Origin of the sequence: Chroococcidiopsis sp., assembly GCF_051657925.1 — a bacterium.
In the GTDB taxonomy this organism is placed as follows: Bacteria; Cyanobacteriota; Cyanobacteriia; order Cyanobacteriales; family Chroococcidiopsidaceae; genus Chroococcidiopsis.
The window spans coordinates 1-20,442 of the sequence record NZ_JBOFLP010000289.1 but is presented as its reverse complement, the minus strand read 5'-3'; the positions used below and the strand labels follow the sequence as shown (position 1 = coordinate 20,442).

Annotated in this window: 20 protein-coding genes; 12 read left to right on the top strand and 8 right to left on the bottom strand. The window is 45.2% G+C overall.

Annotated elements, in window-relative coordinates; translation table 11 throughout:
• The first annotated feature begins 61 nt into the window (after positions 1-61).
• The 5 genes from ACRC32_RS23565 (at position 62) to ACRC32_RS23545 (ending at position 4,626) form a co-directional block, all read left to right on the top strand.
• A complete protein-coding gene (locus ACRC32_RS23565) occupies positions 62-1,648 on the top strand; it encodes a glucose-6-phosphate isomerase (RefSeq protein WP_438556259.1) in 1,587 nt (528 codons plus the stop codon).
• Between the two features lie 137 nt (positions 1,649-1,785).
• Positions 1,786-2,259 carry a cupin gene (locus tag ACRC32_RS23560; protein ID WP_438556258.1) on the top strand — a complete coding sequence of 158 codons (474 nt, stop codon included), beginning with the start codon at positions 1,786-1,788 and terminating at the stop codon, positions 2,257-2,259.
• Between the two features lie 76 nt (positions 2,260-2,335).
• Positions 2,336-3,214: an alpha/beta hydrolase gene (locus ACRC32_RS23555; protein ID WP_438556257.1), complete on the top strand. Its 879-nt coding sequence runs from the start codon at positions 2,336-2,338 to the stop codon at positions 3,212-3,214.
• Positions 3,215-3,222: 8 nt separating this feature from the next.
• Positions 3,223-3,771, top strand: a complete 549-nt coding sequence (locus tag ACRC32_RS23550; protein ID WP_438556256.1) for a methylmalonic aciduria and homocystinuria type D protein — start codon at positions 3,223-3,225, stop codon at positions 3,769-3,771.
• A gap of 51 nt (positions 3,772-3,822) precedes the next feature.
• A complete protein-coding gene (locus tag ACRC32_RS23545) occupies positions 3,823-4,626 on the top strand; it encodes a tryptophan-rich sensory protein (RefSeq protein WP_438556255.1) in 804 nt (267 codons plus the stop codon).
• Positions 4,627-4,648: 22 nt separating this feature from the next.
• Here the strand turns inward: ACRC32_RS23545 and ACRC32_RS23540 are convergent, their stop codons facing one another.
• Positions 4,649-5,125: a GNAT family N-acetyltransferase gene (locus tag ACRC32_RS23540; RefSeq protein ID WP_438556254.1), complete on the bottom strand. Its 477-nt coding sequence runs from the start codon at positions 5,123-5,125 to the stop codon at positions 4,649-4,651.
• 18 nt (positions 5,126-5,143) lie between these two features.
• Positions 5,144-6,937, bottom strand: a complete 1,794-nt coding sequence (locus ACRC32_RS23535; protein ID WP_438556279.1) for an RluA family pseudouridine synthase — start codon at positions 6,935-6,937, stop codon at positions 5,144-5,146.
• 101 nt (positions 6,938-7,038) lie between these two features.
• Between ACRC32_RS23535 and ACRC32_RS23530 the strand changes: the two genes are divergently transcribed.
• From ACRC32_RS23530 to ACRC32_RS23520, 3 genes are all read left to right on the top strand, one after another.
• A complete protein-coding gene (locus ACRC32_RS23530; protein ID WP_438556253.1) occupies positions 7,039-7,623 on the top strand; it encodes a cytochrome b/b6 domain-containing protein in 585 nt (194 codons plus the stop codon).
• A gap of 16 nt (positions 7,624-7,639) precedes the next feature.
• Positions 7,640-8,362 (top strand): molybdopterin-dependent oxidoreductase, encoded by a 723-nt coding sequence (locus ACRC32_RS23525; protein WP_438556252.1) that lies wholly within the window; start codon positions 7,640-7,642, stop codon positions 8,360-8,362.
• Positions 8,363-8,540: 178 nt separating this feature from the next.
• Positions 8,541-10,952: a GH116 family glycosyl hydrolase gene (locus ACRC32_RS23520; RefSeq protein ID WP_438556251.1), complete on the top strand. Its 2,412-nt coding sequence runs from the start codon at positions 8,541-8,543 to the stop codon at positions 10,950-10,952.
• Positions 10,953-10,983: 31 nt separating this feature from the next.
• Here the strand turns inward: ACRC32_RS23520 and ACRC32_RS23515 are convergent, their stop codons facing one another.
• From ACRC32_RS23515 to ACRC32_RS23505, 3 genes are all read right to left on the bottom strand, one after another.
• Positions 10,984-11,601, bottom strand: a complete 618-nt coding sequence (locus ACRC32_RS23515; protein WP_438556250.1) for an MFS transporter — start codon at positions 11,599-11,601, stop codon at positions 10,984-10,986.
• Positions 11,602-11,629: 28 nt separating this feature from the next.
• Positions 11,630-12,238, bottom strand: a complete 609-nt coding sequence (locus ACRC32_RS23510) for an SET domain-containing protein (protein WP_438556249.1) — start codon at positions 12,236-12,238, stop codon at positions 11,630-11,632.
• A gap of 443 nt (positions 12,239-12,681) precedes the next feature.
• Positions 12,682-13,416 (bottom strand): carbonic anhydrase, encoded by a 735-nt coding sequence (locus ACRC32_RS23505; protein ID WP_438556248.1) that lies wholly within the window; start codon positions 13,414-13,416, stop codon positions 12,682-12,684.
• Positions 13,417-14,198: 782 nt separating this feature from the next.
• Here ACRC32_RS23505 and psbQ point away from each other — a divergent pair.
• From psbQ to ACRC32_RS23485, 4 genes are all read left to right on the top strand, one after another.
• Positions 14,199-14,654, top strand: a complete 456-nt coding sequence (gene psbQ, locus ACRC32_RS23500) for a photosystem II protein PsbQ (RefSeq protein ID WP_438556247.1) — start codon at positions 14,199-14,201, stop codon at positions 14,652-14,654.
• Between the two features lie 132 nt (positions 14,655-14,786).
• The gene (locus ACRC32_RS23495) at positions 14,787-15,929 is read left to right on the top strand and encodes an NAD(P)/FAD-dependent oxidoreductase (protein WP_438556246.1); all 1,143 of its coding nucleotides are present in this window, start codon (positions 14,787-14,789) and stop codon (positions 15,927-15,929) included.
• 86 nt (positions 15,930-16,015) lie between these two features.
• On the top strand, positions 16,016-16,861 hold the full coding sequence (locus tag ACRC32_RS23490; protein ID WP_438556245.1) for an alpha/beta fold hydrolase: 846 nt from the start codon (positions 16,016-16,018) through the stop codon (positions 16,859-16,861).
• A 357-nt stretch (positions 16,862-17,218) separates the two neighbouring features.
• Positions 17,219-17,701, top strand: a complete 483-nt coding sequence (locus tag ACRC32_RS23485; RefSeq protein WP_438556244.1) for a hypothetical protein — start codon at positions 17,219-17,221, stop codon at positions 17,699-17,701.
• A gap of 85 nt (positions 17,702-17,786) precedes the next feature.
• Here ACRC32_RS23485 and ACRC32_RS23480 read toward each other — a convergent pair whose 3' ends face one another.
• From ACRC32_RS23480 to ACRC32_RS23470, 3 genes are all read right to left on the bottom strand, one after another.
• Entirely contained in the window at positions 17,787-18,119 is a 333-nt protein-coding gene (locus ACRC32_RS23480; RefSeq protein WP_438556243.1) for a DUF3140 domain-containing protein, read from the bottom strand.
• Between the two features lie 9 nt (positions 18,120-18,128).
• Positions 18,129-18,344 (bottom strand): DUF2945 domain-containing protein, encoded by a 216-nt coding sequence (locus ACRC32_RS23475; RefSeq protein ID WP_106546206.1) that lies wholly within the window; start codon positions 18,342-18,344, stop codon positions 18,129-18,131.
• Between the two features lie 188 nt (positions 18,345-18,532).
• The coding region (locus tag ACRC32_RS23470) for a hydantoinase B/oxoprolinase family protein (RefSeq protein ID WP_438556242.1) at positions 18,533-20,442 on the bottom strand (1,910 nt) is incomplete at its 5' end.

The window sequence follows — 20,442 nt, the reverse complement described above, 5'->3', positions numbered from 1 at the left end:
AGCAACAGCTTCCTTTAAACTAAAACTTGTTATTAGCGCAAACAGTAAGTAGAGAATTGTTATGGATGCTGCGGCACTTTGGCAACGCTATCAAGACTGGCTCTATTATCACGCCGGACTCGGATTTTACGTAGATATCAGTCGGATGCGATTTGACGATGCATTTGTAGAGGGGTTGCAGCCCAAGTTAGAGAAAGCATTTGCGGATATGGCGGCTTTAGAAGCAGGGGCGATCGCCAATCCTGACGAAAATCGGATGGTAGGACATTACTGGCTGCGCGATCCCGATCTGGCTCCAACTCCAGAAATTAAACAAGAGATTGTTGAATCTGTAGACCAAATTGAAACCTTTGCCCGAAAAATTCATAGCGGAGCAATTCATCCGCCCCAAGCACCCCGCTACACTGATATTATCTCTATTGGTATTGGCGGCTCGGCACTCGGTCCCGAATTTGTCGCTGAAGCTTTGGCTCCTGATTTTCCCCCCCTGGCGATTCACTTTATTGACAACACCGATCCGGCGGGGATCGATCGCGTGTTAACGCGGGTGAGAAATCGTCTCACCAGCACTTTAGTTATCGTCATTTCCAAATCTGGAGGCACGCCAGAACCGCGTAACGGCACGATTGAACTCAAAGCAGCCTATGCAGGTCACAATTTGGACTTTACCAAACACGCGATCGCCATCACGACTCCCGATAGCAAACTCGATCGACAGGCAAAATCAGAAGGCTGGCTAGCCACTTTCCCCATGTTTGACTGGGTGGGAGGACGCACTTCAGAACTGTCCGCCGTCGGCTTGCTACCAGCCGCTTTGCAGGGCATTGATATCCGCGCTATGCTGGCTGGCGCAAAAGAAATGGATGCAGCAACCCGCGTTGCCGATCTCAAAACCAATCCCGCCGCCCTACTTGCCCTCAGTTGGTATTACTCTGGAAACGGACGCGGTGAAAAAGATATGGTGGTGCTGCCCTATAAAGACAGCCTCTTACTATTTTCCCGTTACTTGCAGCAATTGGTGATGGAATCTCTGGGTAAAGAAAAAGACCTTGACGGTAACATCGTCCACCAAGGAATCGCCGTCTATGGTAACAAAGGTTCGACCGACCAACATGCCTACGTCCAGCAATTGCGCGAAGGCGTACCTAACTTCTTTGCTACCTTTATCGAAGTCTTGGAAGACCGTTCGGGGTCCTCGCCAGAAATCGATCCAGGCGCAACTGCTGGAGATTATCTCTCTGGCTTCCTCCAAGGAACTCGCCAAGCCTTGTATGAAAAACAGCGCGATTCCATTACCATTACCATTCCCCAAGTCAACCCCCACACAGTAGGCGCATTAATTGCCCTTTACGAACGAGCTGTAGGTTTTTATGGTTCGCTAGTGAATATTAACGCCTACCACCAACCTGGCGTAGAAGCAGGCAAAAAAGCAGCCGCCGTGGTGTTAGATTTGCAAAAACAAGTCTTGCAAGTCCTGCAAGAGGCTAAAACTCCTTTATCTCTGGCACAAATTGCCGAGAAAGCCGCAGCCACAGACCAAATTGAGGCAATTTATAAAATTCTGCGCCACCTGCAAGCAAATAGGAGAGGGGTGACAATGCAAGGAGATCCCGCCCACCCTGATAGTTTGACGTTTTCTGCCAATTGAGAATTGTCGAGACGTTACATGTAACGTCTCGACAATTTCTATATCACACTTGGTTACAGTCTGTTGCTGGCGCAACACTTTTTTACAGAAAACTGGGTTAGATTAGGAGCGAACCACTTAGTCTAAACGGGTTTGGTATGGCTGCTCATCGGGGTATTGAGATCTATCCGCTAGCTTCAATTCAAGGGGGAATGGCTCAGTTTTATACTCCCCAGTCCAGCCACGAGACAATGTTGGTACAAATTCCACCGCACACGATTGACGATCTGTTCGTTCACAAATCTCAGACAGACCAGATTTTAGTTGTTAGAGGGCGTTTAGCCCTCGTGACTTTAGAAAATAAGCAGTATCGCTATACTCCATTGAGCGATCGCCTGCCTCAAGTTGTTAAAATTCCCCCAGGCGTGCTACACGGTGCAATAAATCTAGATTCCGAACCCTGCACGATTGTTAATGCCGTTCTGCGCCATCGTCCGACGCAACCGCGAGATTATATTCCTCGTCCCCGTCCTTTTCCCTACAATCTCGCGATCGCGGGAGCTAAACTAGCAGAGATGGAGGCTGCAATTATTCAGCAAGTCGTGGTTAGTGGTAGGGGTGGATTTGTTTAAAGTATCGATCGGTCAAAAATTTTGTTTTACCGTAAACCCACCCTTACAGACATATTCGTGTAGGGGATTGGTGTAATTGGTCGATCCGGCATTTCTTTTATTCGTGCAGCACGGCTGGGCAGATGATAACCGTGCCATGATGCTACTGGCGCGTCGGTTGGTCACAGATACAATTCCAGTTTTTGCGCCGAGTCTGGGTTACGTTCAAACTTGGGTGAGAATTGAGCCTTTGATTCAGGCAGTGGAAAAGCTGGCTAGCGAACAGATTGCCAAATATCCAGACGTACCGCTGAAGATTATCGGTCATTCAATGGGTGGTTTGATCTGGTTGGAAGTGTTGCACCGTCATCCCGAGTGGTGGTCTAGAATTCACTCGTTGGTTTTGATTGCATCGCCAGTCGGTGGCGCAGATTTGGCACGGGCGATCGATCCTTTAAATTGGGGAATTGGGATTGCTGGCGATCTGGGAAAAAATCGTAAGCCAATTGCAGCCGCGATCGCCTCTATAATTCCCACATTAGTTATTGCCGGAGACATTGATGGTGGTAGCGATGGCACAGTTCCAGTAGAATCTACCAAATTTCAAAATGCTCGGTTTATCTGCTTGCCAGGGCTAGCTCATGCTGTTTTGCGAAATTATCCTACGGTTGCCACCATCATTCAAGACTTTTGGATGGATGCTAATGTCGGTGAGGCGATCGTCTATGACGATATCGTACAACGGTTGCAGGCAGTACCAGGCATGACAGACGGTCATCGCCGCGATTTTGAGAAAGCCCAAATTGCGATCGCACTGCCAAATGGTGCTACTATTCGCACTTGCAAGAACTTATTTGGTATTGATTGTGTCTTTGTTGCCTCTCCTACCGGAGAATGTGTGTATGCAGGCTTTGTTGGTTGGCTGCACGCACCAGATTTACAAAAAGCTCTAGAAGATATTCAGCAAGCATATTAATTGATTAAATGCTGCAATACTCAGTTCACCCAGCTCCTAGATTCATTCGCACTCATTTAAACCGGCTTTTACCGAGTTGGTCGTTGCCAGTTTTATCTGTAGTTGTAGTTTTACAACTGTGTCAATTTGCTTTCTTGGAACGGACAGTTGAGACAGAAATCTATAAGAACGAATTTCGGCAACATTTTCTAGAATTTGGCAGCCAAATCATTGCCCAACTGGGAACAATGGGATACTTAGCAGATATGTTTGACCCACGCACTGGTTTTCCTATGACTTCTCCTCCTGGTCAAGTGCGGTTGAGCGATGTGAAAGTTGTTGGCGCTACCCTGGGCTATACAATCGATCGTAGCGGTCAGTGTGCCGCGATCGTCCATCCAACTTGGGGAAAAGCGGTTTATCCTTCTACGCTTGTCTCATCTGCTCAACCAGATGTAGTTGCAGAAATCGTGGCTAACATAGCAGCTAATAGCACGCACTGCGATATTCAACCCGTAGCAGGATCGAGCGATCCAACCGTAGAGGGGCAATCTTTTCCAAATATAAAGCCAGTATAAGAGAGCCAGTATAAGAGCGTGCATCTGCGATCGAGGCTTGAGAAAACATCTATGAAAGCATCCACACAAGGTTCTGGTAGGCAAGGCATACTATCTTTAGCAACGCTGTTCGCTATCCTGGCGACACTCGGCGTTAACGTCTTGTCAAATTTCTTTCCAGTTCGAGGATTAAATATTGGTGAAATTGCCAACACCATTCTTCAAGGCGTGCAAATTACGCCAGCAAATTATGCCTTTGCCATTTGGGGATTAATTTATCTCGGACTAATTGCCTATGGCATTTATCAGTTTCTTCCAGCACAGCGCCAAAATTCAACTCTGCATCGAGTTGATGTCTTGCTAATTATTGCTTGTCTAGCTCAAATTGCTTGGGTATATCTCTTCACCCTACAGCTATTTTGGCTTTCAGTAATAGCAATGCTAGCAATTCTAATCTCATTAATTGGAGCTTACTTGCAATTAGACATTGGCACAAGAGTATCGCGCGAATTCAAATGGCTGGTACACGCCCCATTTAGTATTTATTTAGGTTGGATCTCTGTGGCAACAATTGTCAATATTGCTTCTGCTCTTTATATCTCTAATTGGGATGGTTGGGGCATAAGCCCTCTAGGATGGACTGTAATTATGTTACTTGTCGGTGCAGCGATCGCCTCTGTAGTTGCGATTCAACGGGCAGATATCGCCTTTACGCTGGTATTTGTTTGGGCGTATGTGGCGATCGCAATTCGTCATTTATCTCTCAATAATCCTGCCATTTCAATAACCGCAGTAGTAGCAGCGATCGTTCTTGCAGTCCTACTAGGATTTAGCAGGGTGAAAAGTAAGGAGCGAGGAGTGAGGAGTGAGGAGTGAGGGAAACCACTGCGCCAGCTTACTACACTTGAGCGGATAATGCTTTGCGGTAAACAATCTTGTCATCGCCTGCTTTGTAGAAGTCGCGGATTCGCGCTGCTTCGTCATAACCGCACTTGCGGTAGAACGCTCGCGTGCGCTCGAAGTCCGGCAGTCCCGACGTTTCCACCAGCAGCACGCGCCCGCCGTTTGCCGTCAACATTTGTTCGATATAGTGTAGCAGGGTTGCACCACGTCCTTGTCCTTGGCGATCGGGTCGGATAGCAATCAATTGTAGGTTCCACGTCCCATCAGTCATCCGTTCCATCTCGCAGTAGGCGACCCCCACCAGTCCATTGTCGTCATCGACGATCCAGAAGCGATCGCTGTTGCGGTCACCGCCGAAGTAATCGGACAGCATTTCGCTAAGTTCCTCAAGTTGATTCGGCTCGAACAGTCCGGTCGTCTCGGCTAGGGCAATCAGTGCGGTCATTTCATCTGGTGCGATCGGTCGAATCATACTAATAAGTGATAGCTGTCAAAATGGAGTTTCTGCATATAAAGAAATACTTTTGCCTGAGTATGGATGCTCGAAGCAAAGTTCTCTCGCGTGTAAGTGTAAACGCTCTACTTGGGCGCGACAACCGTACAAGCGATCGCCCAAAATGGGTATTCCTAAACCTCTAGAATCGGCAGCATGAACCCTAAGCTGATGAGTTCGTCCTGTTAATGGAAAGAACTGAATCCGAGTAGAATCCTTCGATCTTGCTATGACTTGGAATTCCGTTAAGCTAGGTTTTCCCCGTGCATCAATTTTCTGATAAGGGCGATCGCTGGGATCTCCCCAAAGTGGCAGTTGAATCGTACCGCTTTCTTGCCTCACGCATCCGGCAAGTACCGCTTCATAAACTTTACGCACTCGCCGCTGTTGAAATTGCTGGCTCAGATGACGATAAGAGGCGCGATCGCGAGTTAGTAGCAAAATACCTGATGTTTCTAAATCTAAACGATGTGAGGCGGCGATCGCCATCCCATCAGGTAGCAAATAACGTAAGCGAGACACGACGCTATCGTAGCGATCGCTGTAACGACCAGGAACGGAGAGCAGTCCTGGCGGTTTATTTACAGCAATCAGCCACTCGTCTTCATAAAGAATAGATTCCTTGGTTTGGATGCACAGATCTTGAAGATCCCCCTTAATTCTCCTTGAAAAGGGAGAAACAAAGCCGTTCTTAGCCCCCCTTTGTAAGGGGGGTTGGGGGGATCTGATTGCCCCCCGATCTTCGGGGGGATGGGGGGATCTCATTGCCCCCCTTTGTAAGGGGGGTTGGGGGGATCGACGCTGTAAACCTGACAACAAAAACCCCATCAACGGCTGACAGCGCTCCGCACAGGCTCCATAGAACTCCCCCTGCACTTTCTCGCCATTAGTCGAAGGCGATCCCCACCAAAACTCCGCCATTGCCAGTGGCTTCAAGTCATGAGTTGCTGCGTAATGCAACAACTTTGGCGCACAACAAGCCCCAGTTCCAGTAGGTAGCGAACCCGCCATCAACTGCTGTAGTGGCAGAGACTCCCCTGCAAAATTGCTCAACCTATAGCTAGCGTGCATCAGTGCTTGCAGCTGCCTAGATAAACTTTTCCGCTGTTGTTTCAACTCGTGCGTTCTCTTATCTGCTTGCTCGATCGCCTGTTGGAGCGGTTGTAACAGACGATCTCGTTGACGCTTAAATAGCTTGCGATCGATCCCATCCTGACGACTTTGTTCGTCCAGTTGCGCTAACACTTCTACTAAAGCAACGCCTGCGAGGGTATCTTGAAATACCTGGCGCTGAGATTGCCTTTGTTGCTTGCGATCGCGATGTAGGATTGTAAGTTGCTGCCAGCGCGTTTCAAAATCCTGCACTAACGTTGCATACTCTTGTCGCTCTGGGATTTGTTGCAAGGCAATTAGCTCTTGTTTCATTGCTGCTAACATATCCAGGGTACGGGCTTCTTCTAAAGCCAGCTCTTTGCCCTCGATCGCCCCCACCCAACCTGCAACCGTGCTACGACCATGCAAAAGCCCAGAAAATGCTTTCAGCACTCGCTGTTCCCCAGCAGCAGTCTCGACAAGCAACACGCCATACATTTTCCCCTCATGGGAATACCGCGCGTCAGTAGCAAGCTGTTGCCTCAACCCAGAGGCGATCGCTTCTACAAAAGGAGTGCGGGGTAGGGTCAATAATTTACCCGTCTGAGGACAATAACCTTCATACCAATAACTGACAGGTGAGTCACCAGCAACGTAGTCCAAGCCAATAAAATCTGTTATTAGATGAAGGGTCATAATATTGGTAATTGGTAATTAGTAATTGGTAATTAGTAATTGGTCATTGGTCATTGGTAGTTAAGTCATAATTGATAATTGATAACTGATAACTGATAACTGACATGAAATCTCTGTCTCGACTTCCCAGGCAAGATATTGCAGCCAAAATTTTTCATTGGGTAAATATTGTTAGCTTGTTTATCATGCTGACCAGTGGACTGCAAATATACAATGCTAACCCCGTATTTGGCGGGCGTGCAGGCTGGCATATTCCGCCAATTTTTACCCTTGGAGGGTGGCTGGCTGGTGGTAGACACTGGCATTTTGCTGCAATGTGGCTGTTTTCGCTCAACTTGGTGTTTTATGGAATTTATATCCTCGTTTCCCGTCGTTGGAAACATCGATTTGTCAGCGATAAAGACATCAAAGCACTGAAATTGAGTCAAAACCAAAAGCGTCGTGCTTATGCATGGCATCGGATCGCTTATACGGCGATCGTTCCCATTTTATTACTTGCTATATTTAGCGGCTTGGGTATGTACAAACCCGCTCAATTTCATTGGATTGTCGATTGTTTTGGCGATTGGCAAGCGTTGCGAATCGTTCACTTCACCACAGTACCAATCGCGATCGTCTTTGCCACAATCCACGCCTTATTAGGACGAAAAGTGGGTGGCGATCGCCTTTTAGAATCGATGTTTTGGTAAGCTTATTTATAATAATATGAATCAGATTCAAATCCCCCGCCAGAGACTATTACGTCGTCACTTTCTAAAACTTTCTGGGCTTTCCAGCTTCAGTTTATTATTAGGTGGGTGCGGCACGCCTTTACTTGAAGATATAGTCGGTAAAGTTTCCGAACCATTGAACCAAAAAGTTGAAACTTTAATTTTCAATTCTGAAAAACTCGCACCAGAATTTCCAATTAGCGAGATTGAACCAGAAGCATTAATTGTTAACTCATTTAACTTTACTCCAAAAATCGATCCAACTAAGTTTCGCCTCGTTGTCGATGGTGCAGTCAATAAATTCCTCAGCCTCAGCATGACAGAAATTCAACAAATGCCCCTTGCCTCAATGGTGATTCGTCACGTCTGCGTGGAAGGGTGGGCGGCGATCGTGCAGTGGGGTGGAGTTCGATTGCGAGATATTATTAATCTTGCCCAACCTAAACCCGAGGCAAAATACGTTTATTTTAAATCCGCTGATGGCTACTACGAAAGCTGGGATTTAGCTTCGTGTATGCATCCGCAAACGTTGATGGCATATCAGAAAAACGGGCAACCTCTACCGATAGATAACGGTGCGCCTTTACGTCTCGCCTCGCCAATTAAACTAGGTTACAAGCAAAGTAAATGGGTCACTAACATCATCCTCAGCGATCGCCTCCTACCCGTCAAAGGCTACTGGGAAGACCAAGGCTACGAGTGGTATGCAGGACTATAAGTCGTAAGTCGTAGGGGCGGATTTAGCAAATAAATTGACAACTGAGGCAATAAATCTTTAGTCAAAACCCACCTGTACAAGAGTCAAAATTTACAACTACCAACTACCAACTACCAACTACCAATTACCAATTACCAAATCCAAGAGTAAAATCTATGGGATGCAATTCAGCACCTTAATGATGAACATTCCTAACTGTACCTGGCAGCGCCCTATCGGTCTGGGCTGGGATAAGCCTTATACTGTCCGTACCGCAAGTAATTTAGATGATGGTCCCTGGCACGGTATGCCTTTAGGGGGCTTTGGTGCGGGTTGTATCGGTCGGTCTTCTAGAGGTGATTTTAATTTGTGGCAGGTGGATGGCGGCGAGCATATTTTTCAGCCGATGCCTGCTTGTCAGTTTGGCGTGTTTGAAAGCGTGTTTGAACAGAGTGCATCTCGTCAGGCTTACGCTTTGTGTACGGAAGCACCTGAAGATGGAAAGTTGCAGAATTGGCAGTGGTATCCAAGTATGGGCGAACAACACGCCCACACAGGCACGTATCATGCGTTGTATCCTCGTAGCTGGTTTGTGTATGAGGGTGTGTTTCAATCTCATTTAACCTGCGAACAGTTTTCGCCAATTTGGGCAAATAACTATCAGGAAAGCAGCTATCCAGTGGGTGTATTTGTCTGGACTGCCCATAATCCTACTAATGCCCCTATAACTCTGAGTATTATGCTGTCCTGGCAGAATATGACGGGGTGGTTTACCAATGCCAGTAAATCTTCTGAAGTAAAAATTAGAGATGATGGTAGCCCAGTGTATGAATATAAATCGCGCTGGGAAGAAAGCCAAGGAAATTTTAATCGGTTGGTGGAAGATTCCGAGTCTGTCGGATGCGTATTAGGGCGAGATCGTAGCGAGGATGCAGAAGAAGGGGACGGACAGTGGTGCATTGCTACGGCAAAACAGCCTGGTGTAGAAGTCTTTCATCATACCCGTTGGAATCCTGTCGGTACGGGAGAAGACATATGGACAAGTTTTGCTCAATCAGGTGCTTTATCCAACATACAAGATGAGACACCAGCGGTAGAGGGAGAACAAATTGCAGGTGCGATCGCCATTCGTTTTACACTTCAACCAGGGGAAACTCGCACGATTCCCTTTGTCTTAACTTGGGATTTTCCCGTTACGGAATTTGCTGCTGGGGTCAAATATTATCGTCGCTATACAGATTTTTTCGATCGCACGGGTAAAAATGCTTGGGCGATCGCTCGTACAGCTTTACATTCGGATCGAACTTGGCAATCCCAAATTCAAGCTTGGCAGCAACCAATTCTAAATAAAACCGATCTGCCTGATTGGTTTAAGATGGCACTGTTTAACGAACTTTACGATCTTACCAGCGGTGGGACGCTGTGGAGTGCGGCAACAGAGCGCGATCCGATCGGTCAGTTTGCCATTTTAGAATGTATTGATTATCGCTGGTATGAAAGCCTTGACGTGCGGCTTTACGGTTCGTTTGCTCTATTAATCTTATTTCCAGAGTTAGAAAAGGCTGTGATGCGTGCTTTTGCACGGGCTATTCCTGCTAGTGACAACAATCCTCGCCTAATTGGATATTACCTTACCATCGGGGCAGAAATGCCCCTCGCACCGCGTAAAGTTGCTGGTGCAACACCTCACGATTTAGGCGCACCTAACGAACACGTCTGGGAAAAAACAAATTACACGGCATATCAGGATTGCAATTTGTGGAAGGATTTACCCAGCGATTTTGTCTTGCAGGTATATCGAGACTATTTACTGACAGGTGCGACTGATGTAGAGTTTTTAGCATCATGTTGGGAGGCGATCGTTCAAGCCCTCAACTATTTGAAAACTTTCGATAAAGATGGCGATGGAATTCCTGAAAATTCTGGTGCGCCAGATCAAACTTTTGATGATTGGAAGTTGCAGGGTGTTAGTGCTTATTGTGGGGGATTGTGGTTGGCGGCTTTAGAAGCCGCGATCGCCATTGGTAAAATTTTACTCAATTCTGTAGAGACGTTACATGTAACGTCTCTACAAGAAACAATCGACACTTATCAAACTTGGTTATCGCGATCGCGCCCAATCTACCAAGAAAAACTTTGGAACGGACAATATTATCGCTTAGATAGCAATAGCGGTTCTGATGTCGTGATGGCAGATCAACTCTGCGGACAATTTTACGCTCGTTTATTAAAACTACCTGACATTGTACCGCAAGAATGTGCTTTATCTGCTCTCAAAACTATATACGATGCTTGCTTTTTGAAATTTCATCAGGGAAAATTTGGGGCAGCGAACGGTTTAAAACTGAATGGTTCTCCTGAAAATCCTAATGCTACCCATCCATTAGAAGTATGGACGGGAATTAATTTCGGATTGGCGGCTTTTCTCTTGCAAATGGGAATGAAAGCTGAGGCACTGCAATTAACAGAAACAGTTGTCAATCAAATCTATGAAAATGGCTTGCAATTCCGGACTCCAGAAGCAATTACATCTGTTGGTACTTTTCGGGCAAGCTATTATTTGCGAGCAATGGCAGTTTGGGCAATTTATGGCGTGTGGTTTGAGTTTTAGTTATCTAGCAATTTATCATCTTTTGCTTTTGTCAATCGCTTGGATTTATTTGATGTCTTCTTAGCAAATGCTTTCGATCGGTAGTTGTTGCTGCACGTCCCTGTTGCCTTAACAGTTGAATGGAATACAAGGTAGCAATAACTTGAATCGTTCCCATTGTGATAAATAAAGTATTGAAAGACAACCAATTAACAATTACTCCCCCAAGCACTACAGCAAGACCAGTCATGACTTTTGATTGTCCGTCAGCCATGCCCCAAATTTGTCCTGCCTTTTCTCGATCTTCATATTGTGCATATAAAGCATTCCAGGTAGGAGTTGCTAAAGCAGAAGCAATTCCCAACCCTACTTGAACGAGAAACAAACTTAGTTGAGAAGATACGAATAGATAGCAAAATGTGAAAATGGCATTTAAAGCATAGCCAATTATCATGAGTTTGGCTTTACTTATATTCCGGTCTGATAGCTTTCCAACTAGGATAGTAAAAATTCCTGTAGCAACCAGATATGCAGCCCAAATTCCGCTAATATCAAGAATGTTGCCTCCAATTTTTTGAGTGAATAAACCAAAAATTGGAGCAAACATGCCCTCGCCCAAGTACCAGATGTTACTACTGTAAAGTAAGATTTTGAGATTTTTTTGCAACATAGAAAACAACGTAATAATTTGATGAATTCTATGCGGTCACTAGTTTATGATGACGGTTGTAATAGCAATTAAGCATGGAGTCAAGTCGCTCGTCTCCAGCGGCAACTGCATTCACTTTATCGATAAACTTACTTGAAATAAACTTCTTCAATGGCTGTTCAACTCGATTGAAGTAGTTCATTGCATTAGCAACTTTCCTATCCCACTCTGGATATAGCAGCAAGAAATCGTCAGGCATGACTTTGGTTTTAGCGAACCCTGGTTCTGGAAGGCATTCAAAAGGTTCGTCTAAATTAAAACATGCATAGTCGTCGGTTAATTCTTCACCAGGATAAATGTCTCTAACAGCTATTTCAAAATCATAAGCTGTAGATATACAATTAGCGCGGAAACTGTGGTTGACATATCTACCAATATCCCAACACAAGATGTAGTCACCGTTTCTGTCACGAAAAGAATATTTGAAAATGTGATTTTGCTGAAGTCGATCTAGAGACAATACATAAGCTTCGTCAATTTTTCGATCGAGTTCATCGACTACCCAAGTTATCGTTCCTTGAGGAATAAATTTGGTAGCAAATACACCGTAACCAATAATTTCATTGACAAGACGTAGCTCCGTGTCTGGATGAATCATAAAGGTTTAACGCATAGTAATGCGTAAATTTCTACCATAATTATTTTCGCAGTATACCTAATTAAAGAATTTTTTAATATTTCTACACAGTAACAATATAAATGTTAGTGATTATACTCTTATTTAGATATAATATATAACTCGGTTCAACATCGGTTAGTTTGAGTTACAGTTATTTCAAATCAGCATTTAAAATTAAGTATATTATTCTACAACCATCCTAAATAATTCACGAGTAGCCAACAGTTTTATCGCAATCGTAGGACGCTCGTTCGGAGAGTGCTCGTTACTAAATATACAGCTAAAGCTTGCCCTTCATGACATTTCCTATAAATGATGTTACTGAGAGCGATCGCCATTGATGAATAAACAGCTCTATTGGTTCTGATGAAGCTGTTTATGCCAAAAAAAAGTAGGCGATCGCACTCTTATCTAATCTCTAACTAAGTCAGAAGAGTAACTTTTCCAGTTGCTAGATCGTAGCGACCAGGAACAATTTTTAATTTACCTTCCTTCATCAGTCCAGCTAAAATTGTTGATGATTCTCGCAACTGTTGTGCTTGATGTTGTGCGTTAGCGATGATGGCATTCTTTTCCATATCGCCTGTTTTGTGCCTGACTAGTTCTACAGATGGTTTAATTTCCTCAACAAAAATGCCGATTCTACCAGGTAATGGATCGCCTTTAATTGCTGCTTGTACCGCACCGCATTTGCTATGTCCTAAAACTACAATCAGTTGACAACCCAATACTGCTGTAGAAAATTCTAAGCTGCCGATAGCCGTTTGACTAGCAACGTTACCAGCCACGCGCACGACAAATAAATCTCCCAACCCTTGATCGAAAACAATTTCTGCTGGAACCCGCGAATCAGCACAGCCAAGTATAGATGCAAAAGGATATTGTGCTACTGCTGTTTCTTGCAAGCGTAGATGAGATTGATTGGGATTTTGACGTTTGCCATTGACAAATCGCTTATTACCTTCTAACAGCTTTTGCAAAGCCATATTAGGATCGACTGGCTGAGGCTTGTCTTCAATTTTTGCAGGTTGCGCTACAGCAGATTGTGCGCCCCAAATAAAGTTACCAGCAGCACTCGTAGCAGCTAAACTAGCTCCTCCTACACCCACTAGTTTGAGCAAATTGCGCCGTCCAACAAATCCATTTTTTCGAGTCATTACCGCACCTCAATCAAAGATATCTGCTGATTTCTGCCTGATAAAACAGGAGAAATCAGCACAGTAAACTTCTATGTTTGCTGCGTTTGTAGTCGCACGACCTAATTTCGCTTTGACTTGGAAATCTGCAAAATTAAAATAAACTAACTTGCAAAAAATCTAGCAAACAACAGACCCAACGATTAGGAAATTTACCAAATTATGGGGGCAAAAAATTAATCTTTACTATAAAGCTATTCTATGGTAAATATAGAGAAGTACTAACAAAAATCACCAACATTCATTTACAGCGAAGGTTATATAGGCTTCTGGTTTGGTTATTGAAGAAATCTCAGTATGGGTTCTGAGTCGTATACTGCGATCGCAGCTTTTTTGTCCTCGACACAAAAAGCTTTTCTGCTGTACTCAAAACGACTTTCTTAAAAAGAATAATTGACGTAATCTCCAATTATTTTTTACTAGTTGACCTCTCCGGTAAATCAAAATTCACGCTCCTCACCTTACTGGAATTGACGACCCTAGAGCCAATGGCAATTAGATGCCGATACGAGAACTAGCAAAGATCGACAGTCAGATACTTGGCGCTGCATGGCAGGGCTGGCACTACAGCTAAATCAACGCCCCTCTAGCTCGGATTTACCGCCTCTCACCTCTTACCTCTCACCTCTCGCCTTCTGCCTTAAATCTAAAATCTTTGAATTCACTCCCATAGCTAGGATTGATTGTTACCATTAGCGATCTAAAATGACACTGATTAGTAGCAGTTACAAGCAATTGATTCTATGTTGCGCCATCGCTCGTTCTTATCCCTGATTTTGGTAATTTTGGCAACATTTCTCATCGGCTGTAGTAGTCCCAGCACTGCCACAGTACCCCCGACCTACAGCTCGGCTCAAATTCAGCAGATCCAGCAGTACATTCCCGATATCCAAAGCTTGCGCGATCGCGCCAGCAGAGAAATTCCGTCTTTAATACAAAGAAAAGATTGGATCGATGTCGGTAATTTCGTCCACGGACCTTTAGGAGAACTGCGGTTGACCATGAACTACATGACGCGCAATCTGCTGCCGCAAGATCAATCTAAAGCAAAGCAGATTACGCGAGACTTCTTCAACAACCTAGTAGGGGTCGATCAAGCTGCTCAACAAGGTGATGCGAAAAAAGCCTTGCTCAACGCTAGAGAAGCCATAGCAGACATCGACAACTTTCTTCAGTTGCTTCCCCAAACAGCAGAGTAGGGAGTCGGGAGTCGGGAGTCGGGAAAAGAGAGCTACTCTTGAGCTGGGGAAGTTGGGGGAGACAAATCACTCACTCCTCACTCCTCACTCCTCACTCCTCACTCCTCACTCCTCACTCCTCACTCCTCACATATGACTCAAGTAGTAATTATCGGGTGCGGTGTAGTGGGGGCAGCGATCGCCTACGAACTGAGCCAAGTTCCAGGGTTACAGGTTGCTGTCTTCGATCGCCAATTGCCAGCGCAAGCAGCAACAAAAGCGGCTTTGGGCGTTTTGATGGGTGTTATCAGCCATAAAACTAAGGGTAGGGCGTGGCAGTTGCGACAGGCAAGTATCCAACGCTACGACACCCTCATTCCAGAATTAGAGGCACTGACAGGGCATCATATCCCTTTTAATCGGCAGGGAATTTTGATGTTGTGCGTGGCAGCAGAACTCGGTTCTTGGGAGAAACTCGTCGCTACTCGCGCCTCTCAAGGCTTAGCTTTAGAAATTTGGGATGGGGCAAAAGTCAAGTCTTATTGTCCGCAAATTAACTGCAATTCCTCGACTTGGGCAATTTACTCGCCCCAAGATCGGCAAGTCGATCCGGTGAGTTTAACTTTAGCTCTAGTTGAGGGGGCAAAACGCAACGGTGTCAAATTCTACTTTGGAACGCAAATAGAGGAATCTCATTTCAGTTCTAGTTATGCTAAAGGTGGTTTGCCCGACGATCGCCGCATCAGACAAATAACAATTTCTGGAGAGCGATCGCATTTGGATGTTGATTGGCTAGTTGTATCGGCTGGATTAGGCTCGTTACCATCTCTGCCAACTGAAACTTCACCTCAACTAGAATTTGACATCGTACCCGTACTAGGTCAAGCTATTCACCTCAAGCTCGATCGCCCTTTGGGTAACACAGATTTTCAACCCGTCATCACGGGTAACGACGTGCATATCGTCCCTCTAAATAGGGGTCAACAAGCAACTGAATATTGGGTAGGAGCAACGGTGGAATTTCCTGCCATTGGACGAGAAATCGAGGCAGCACCAGCCTTGTTAGAGGAAGTCATGCAACAGGCGATCGCTTTTTGTCCTGCTTTAGCGACAGCCAATATTATCAAAACCTGGTCTGGTTTGCGTCCCCGTCCTGAAGGTCGTTCCGCTCCTATAATCGACTACCTGTCAGGATTTAGCAATATCCTCTTAGCAACTGGACACTATCGCAACGGTGTTTTACTTGCGCCTGCCACCGCACAAGCGATCCGCAAAATGATATTATCTTCTGGTTAAGAGTGGTAGTTGGTAGTTGGTAGTTGGTTCTCATTCCTAATTCCTTACTTACCCCTTACCCCTTACCCCTTACCCCTAGTTAAATCGTGTCCATTGCAGAACATCAAATTAATGTTGGTTCCCTAGAATGGTTTTACCGCGAGGTTGCCCCCATTGGAATGAGCGATCTGCTGCCAGTGGTGCTGTTACACGGTCTACCTTCCCATAGCTACGGTTGGCGACACGTTATGCCTGCTTTGGGGAGTCAGGGAACTAGGGCGATCGCCCCTGATTTGATTGGTTTTGGTTCGTCAGCAAAACCTCAAGTGCGGGATTTTAAATACACTCCCGATGCTTTTGTTCAAGCATTAGATGAGTTTATTCAAGCTTTGGAGATCGATCGCTTTTGTTTGGTCGTACAAGGATTTTTGGGTTCGGTAGGGTTGCAGTATGCTTTACACCATAGCGATCGCGTTGAAAATATTGCCATTCTCAATACTCCCTTGACTACGGCTGCTAAACTACCTTGGCAGATGCAACAGTGGGGACTACCTTTTGCGGGAGACATGGCGACGCAAGATCCTTTATTGGTGGATCGTACTCTAGAAGGTGGTAGCCGTTACCAGATTTCAGATGCAGATTTAGACGTATTTCGCAAGCCTTTTTTGAAAAGTTCAAAAGCGGGGCGATCGCTGATGACGACAGTACGCAATCTGAAAATGTCCCCGTCTATGACAGAAATTGCTGATGGCTTTCAAGACTGGAAGAAACCACTTTTAATTGTCTGGGGTGTAAACGATCCTTGGCTTCCTGTTGAAATCGCACAGAAATTTGCCAGCAACCTACCCCAAGCAGAGATTGTCAAACTTGAAAAAGCGGGGCATTATCCTCAAGAGCATTTTGCCGAAGATATTCTACAAGACCTTTTACCTTTCGTGCGTCGTGCTTCGTAGAGTGCAGGAAACACCTTACTTTATTCAATCAAACTCCCTAAGACAAAACCACTCAAAACCTTGGATTTACTGGGAATCCGTGTTGCGAGTGGTTGCTAGCACGACCGAGTTGATAGCAAAGCGGAGCTGGTCGTCTTGTTGATAAATAGTAATACTGCTAGCCTACGATGAGACCAACCGTAATTTCACGGAAAAACCGAGTTATTAGATTTCTCTCAAAGGGATATATTCAGTAGATTTTCGGTTGCAACAAGCAAGAGTACACAAGAGACATCACAAATTGGCTCAGAATGGGCGATCGAGACAGTATCATTTCATTTATTATGAAGAAATGTAAATAATCAGTTCTACGTTAATATGTCTGACCGATTCATAGGTAAACCCCGTCCTCTTTGGCGTGTCATTTTACTGTCTGTTGCTACTCTGATGCTGTACTACGGCTGGTATAAATGGATTATTCAAGAGGAATTACGCCGCTACAACGGTTATGGCTGGTCTGGGACGCTGTGCTTAGCACCTTTTGTACTAGGGATTGTCGTTCCCCAATTGTTACGGATTTACGATCCTGACGTACCAGGTTGGTTCGGCTGGTTTTCACTGCTGGGGGTGGTTTGGATTTATATCGTGCAGTTCAAGCTGTATAAAACTGTGAATGCGCTGTATCGAGAAGCAGGAATGAAAGAACCGCTAACTGTTTGGTGGATATTTGTACCTGGCTTGAATTTAGTTGTCGGTTTGAGACAAATTCATTTTTTGAGTCAATATTGGGCAAGCAAACAAGGAACAATTGTGAAAGATGCTTTGGCTGAAAATATTCCTTTCTTGTCTGCAAATGCTTAAATAATTTTTTAATTGTCGAGCTATATATAGGACTTCTGAATCTATTAACAATAGGGTGTGTTGTTGACGCACCCTACCATATACATCACTTCTTCAGCGGATCGTGACCCCAATTTTTTAGGGAATAATACCAACGCGAATTCTCAAGATTGTGCGATGGTTTTTGGGCGCTATGACGGTGGACGTAACTGACGACTTTCTTCATATGAGAAATATCATCGTCGGTATATTCATCCTCTTTTTTTTGCAATAACTCAACGATTTGTCGTCCAGATTTATGTCCGGTTGATTCGTCATCATCCTTTTTTTGTCCTACCGCTTGTGACTCCTCAGTTTCTAACCAAGCTTCAAGCTCTTGAGCAGTCATATTGACGACTTGATGAAAGTCTGCGATCGCAGATTTGACATCTTGACTCATAACTCAATTCTACTCCTCTACTTTGTCTAAAGCATCTGGTTTATGAGCTGCTTCTTTCCCAGTTTTTTCGCTTTTTACCAGATACTCAGGATTATCTTTCGATGCAGCAACGTGGTGTCCTTTAATTTCTGTAGGAGAAGTGAGTTTCTTTTCTACTTCACCAGTAGTTTTACCTTGAGATGTTTTCCACTCAACTTTATCGCCTTGCTTAAATTCTTCAGACATGAGTAAAAAATTATTCCTGCTTAAATTTTCTTGCCCTATTAGTGTTTAATTATCTTTACGAACGAGCAAGCAGCCATCAATCTATTTACAGATTACGAATAATGTGAATTTGACTTTAAATCTTACTTTTGTCAGTAGTTGAGATTTAGATAGCGTGGTAGCTAAATTTAGGGGATTTTTGCGATCGCCTAAAGACTCTTAGAAGCACCAAAGCCACCACCACCTGGAGTTTCAATCACAAAAATATCTCCAGGCTGCATCTGTGCGATCGCCGTACTACCTAATTCTTCCAACGTACCATCTTGGCGTTGAATGTAGTTTCTCCCCACTACCCCAGGCTTACCACCATGCAAGCCGAAGGGAGGTACAACCCTACGTCCAGAGAGAATTGCAGCTGTCATTGGTTCGCGAAACTGAAGGCGGCGAATTACACCATTACCACCGCGATGCAAGCCTTCACCACCACTGTGGGGACGAATGCTAAAACTATCTAACAAGACTGGAAATCGCCATTCTAAGACTTCAGGATCGGTAAGGCGGGAATTTGTCATATGAGTATGCACCGCATCCGTGCCGTCAAAATCTGCACCCGCACCCGAACCGCCGCAGATCGTCTCGTAATATTGATGGCGATCGCTACCAAAAGTAAAATTATTCATCGTACTTTGCGCTGCTGCCATCACACCCAAAGCACCATATAAAGCATCGGTGATTGCTTGAGAAGTCTCTACATTTCCCGCCACCACCGCCGCCGGATAGCGAGGATTCAACATACAGCCTTCAGGGATGATAACTTCCAAAGGTTCGAGACAGCCAGCATTCAGAGGAATATCATCATCTACCAGCGTGCGGAAGACATACAACACCGCAGCTTTGCACACCGCAGCCGGAGCATTAAAATTGGTTTCTAGTTGGGGAGAAGTGCCAGTAAAATCGATTCGAGCGCTACGGGTAGATTTATGGATCGCGATCGCCACTTGAATGACACTGCCATTGTCGAGTTGGTAAGCAAACTCTCCACTGTTGAGTCCTTCTATAACTTTTCGCACCGACTCGGCAGCATTATCTTGGACAAAACCCATGTAGGCTTGGACTGTTTCCAAGCTGTAGTGTTCTACCATTTTGTGGAGTTCTTGCACGCCGCGTTCGTTTGCAGCAATTTGGGCTTTGAGATCGGCAAGATTTTGCATCGGGTTGCGGACGGGATACAACCCGTTACACAGGAGTTGCATTAACTCCGGTTCGCGAAACTCTCCTTGAGATACCAGCAGAAAATTATTAATTAATACCCCTTCCTGTTCCACAGTTGTGCTGTTGGGTGGCATCGAACCAGGAGTAATCCCGCCAATATCGGCATGGTGTCCCCTGGAAGCAACGTAGAAGATGGGTGTAGGGGCGGGTTTAGCAAATAAATTGTCAGCCTCAACCAGAAATCTTCGTTCCAAACCCGCCCGTACAGGGGAGTCGGATAGATTGTCAGCCTCAACCAGAAATCTTCGTTCCAAACCCGCCCGTACAGGGGAGTCGGGGAAGACAGGAGTAATTACAGTAATATCGGGCAGGTGAGTTCCGCCATTATAAGGATTATTCGATACGTAGACATCGCCAGGTTGCAAGCTATTTCCTTTCTGGGCAATCAACGCCGTCACGCTTTCACTCATAGAACCTAAATGAACCGGAATGTGAGGCGCGTTTGCCACCAACTGTCCGCGAGAATCGAAAATGGCACAGGAAAAATCCAACCTTTCTTTGATATTGACCGAAGAACTCGTATTTTGTAACGTTATACCCATCTGTTCCGCGATCGCCCGAAATAAATTATTGAAAATTTCCAACATGACTGGATCTGGTAGTTGGTAGTTGGTAGTTGGTAGTTGGTAATTGGTATTTGCTCCCCTGCTCCTCTGCTCCTCTGCCCCTCTGCCCCTCTGCTCCCTGCTCCCTGCTCCCTGCTCCCTGCTCAACACCAAATGATTTCTCTGTGTCACTTCGGCTTGCCAGCCAGGTTCGACGATATTCGTCCCCGTGGCTTCCGCGACGATCGCGGGACTGAAAATACAATCTCCTGGTTGTAAGTCTTCTCTTCTATAGACAGGTG

What these genes read in the sequence shown, in the direction of transcription:
- ACRC32_RS23510 (WP_438556249.1), bottom strand. Translation starts at nt 12,238, where the DNA reads ATGATTCATCCAGACACGGAGCTACGTCTTGTCAATGAAATTATTGGT.
- ACRC32_RS23550 (WP_438556256.1), top strand. Translation starts at nt 3,223, where the DNA reads ATGCTGCAATACTCAGTTCACCCAGCTCCTAGATTCATTCGCACTCAT.
- psbQ (WP_438556247.1), top strand. Translation starts at nt 14,199, where the DNA reads ATGTTGCGCCATCGCTCGTTCTTATCCCTGATTTTGGTAATTTTGGCA.
- ACRC32_RS23530 (WP_438556253.1), top strand. Translation starts at nt 7,039, where the DNA reads ATGAAATCTCTGTCTCGACTTCCCAGGCAAGATATTGCAGCCAAAATT.
- ACRC32_RS23525 (WP_438556252.1), top strand. Translation starts at nt 7,640, where the DNA reads ATGAATCAGATTCAAATCCCCCGCCAGAGACTATTACGTCGTCACTTT.
- ACRC32_RS23475 (WP_106546206.1), bottom strand. Translation starts at nt 18,344, where the DNA reads ATGTCTGAAGAATTTAAGCAAGGCGATAAAGTTGAGTGGAAAACATCT.
- ACRC32_RS23540 (WP_438556254.1), bottom strand. Translation starts at nt 5,125, where the DNA reads ATGATTCGACCGATCGCACCAGATGAAATGACCGCACTGATTGCCCTA.
- ACRC32_RS23480 (WP_438556243.1), bottom strand. Translation starts at nt 18,119, where the DNA reads ATGAGTCAAGATGTCAAATCTGCGATCGCAGACTTTCATCAAGTCGTC.
- ACRC32_RS23545 (WP_438556255.1), top strand. Translation starts at nt 3,823, where the DNA reads ATGAAAGCATCCACACAAGGTTCTGGTAGGCAAGGCATACTATCTTTA.
- ACRC32_RS23505 (WP_438556248.1), bottom strand. Translation starts at nt 13,416, where the DNA reads ATGACTCGAAAAAATGGATTTGTTGGACGGCGCAATTTGCTCAAACTA.
- ACRC32_RS23495 (WP_438556246.1), top strand. Translation starts at nt 14,787, where the DNA reads ATGACTCAAGTAGTAATTATCGGGTGCGGTGTAGTGGGGGCAGCGATC.
- ACRC32_RS23520 (WP_438556251.1), top strand. Translation starts at nt 8,541, where the DNA reads ATGATGAACATTCCTAACTGTACCTGGCAGCGCCCTATCGGTCTGGGC.
- ACRC32_RS23515 (WP_438556250.1), bottom strand. Translation starts at nt 11,601, where the DNA reads ATGTTGCAAAAAAATCTCAAAATCTTACTTTACAGTAGTAACATCTGG.
- ACRC32_RS23565 (WP_438556259.1), top strand. Translation starts at nt 62, where the DNA reads ATGGATGCTGCGGCACTTTGGCAACGCTATCAAGACTGGCTCTATTAT.
- ACRC32_RS23560 (WP_438556258.1), top strand. Translation starts at nt 1,786, where the DNA reads ATGGCTGCTCATCGGGGTATTGAGATCTATCCGCTAGCTTCAATTCAA.
- ACRC32_RS23485 (WP_438556244.1), top strand. Translation starts at nt 17,219, where the DNA reads ATGTCTGACCGATTCATAGGTAAACCCCGTCCTCTTTGGCGTGTCATT.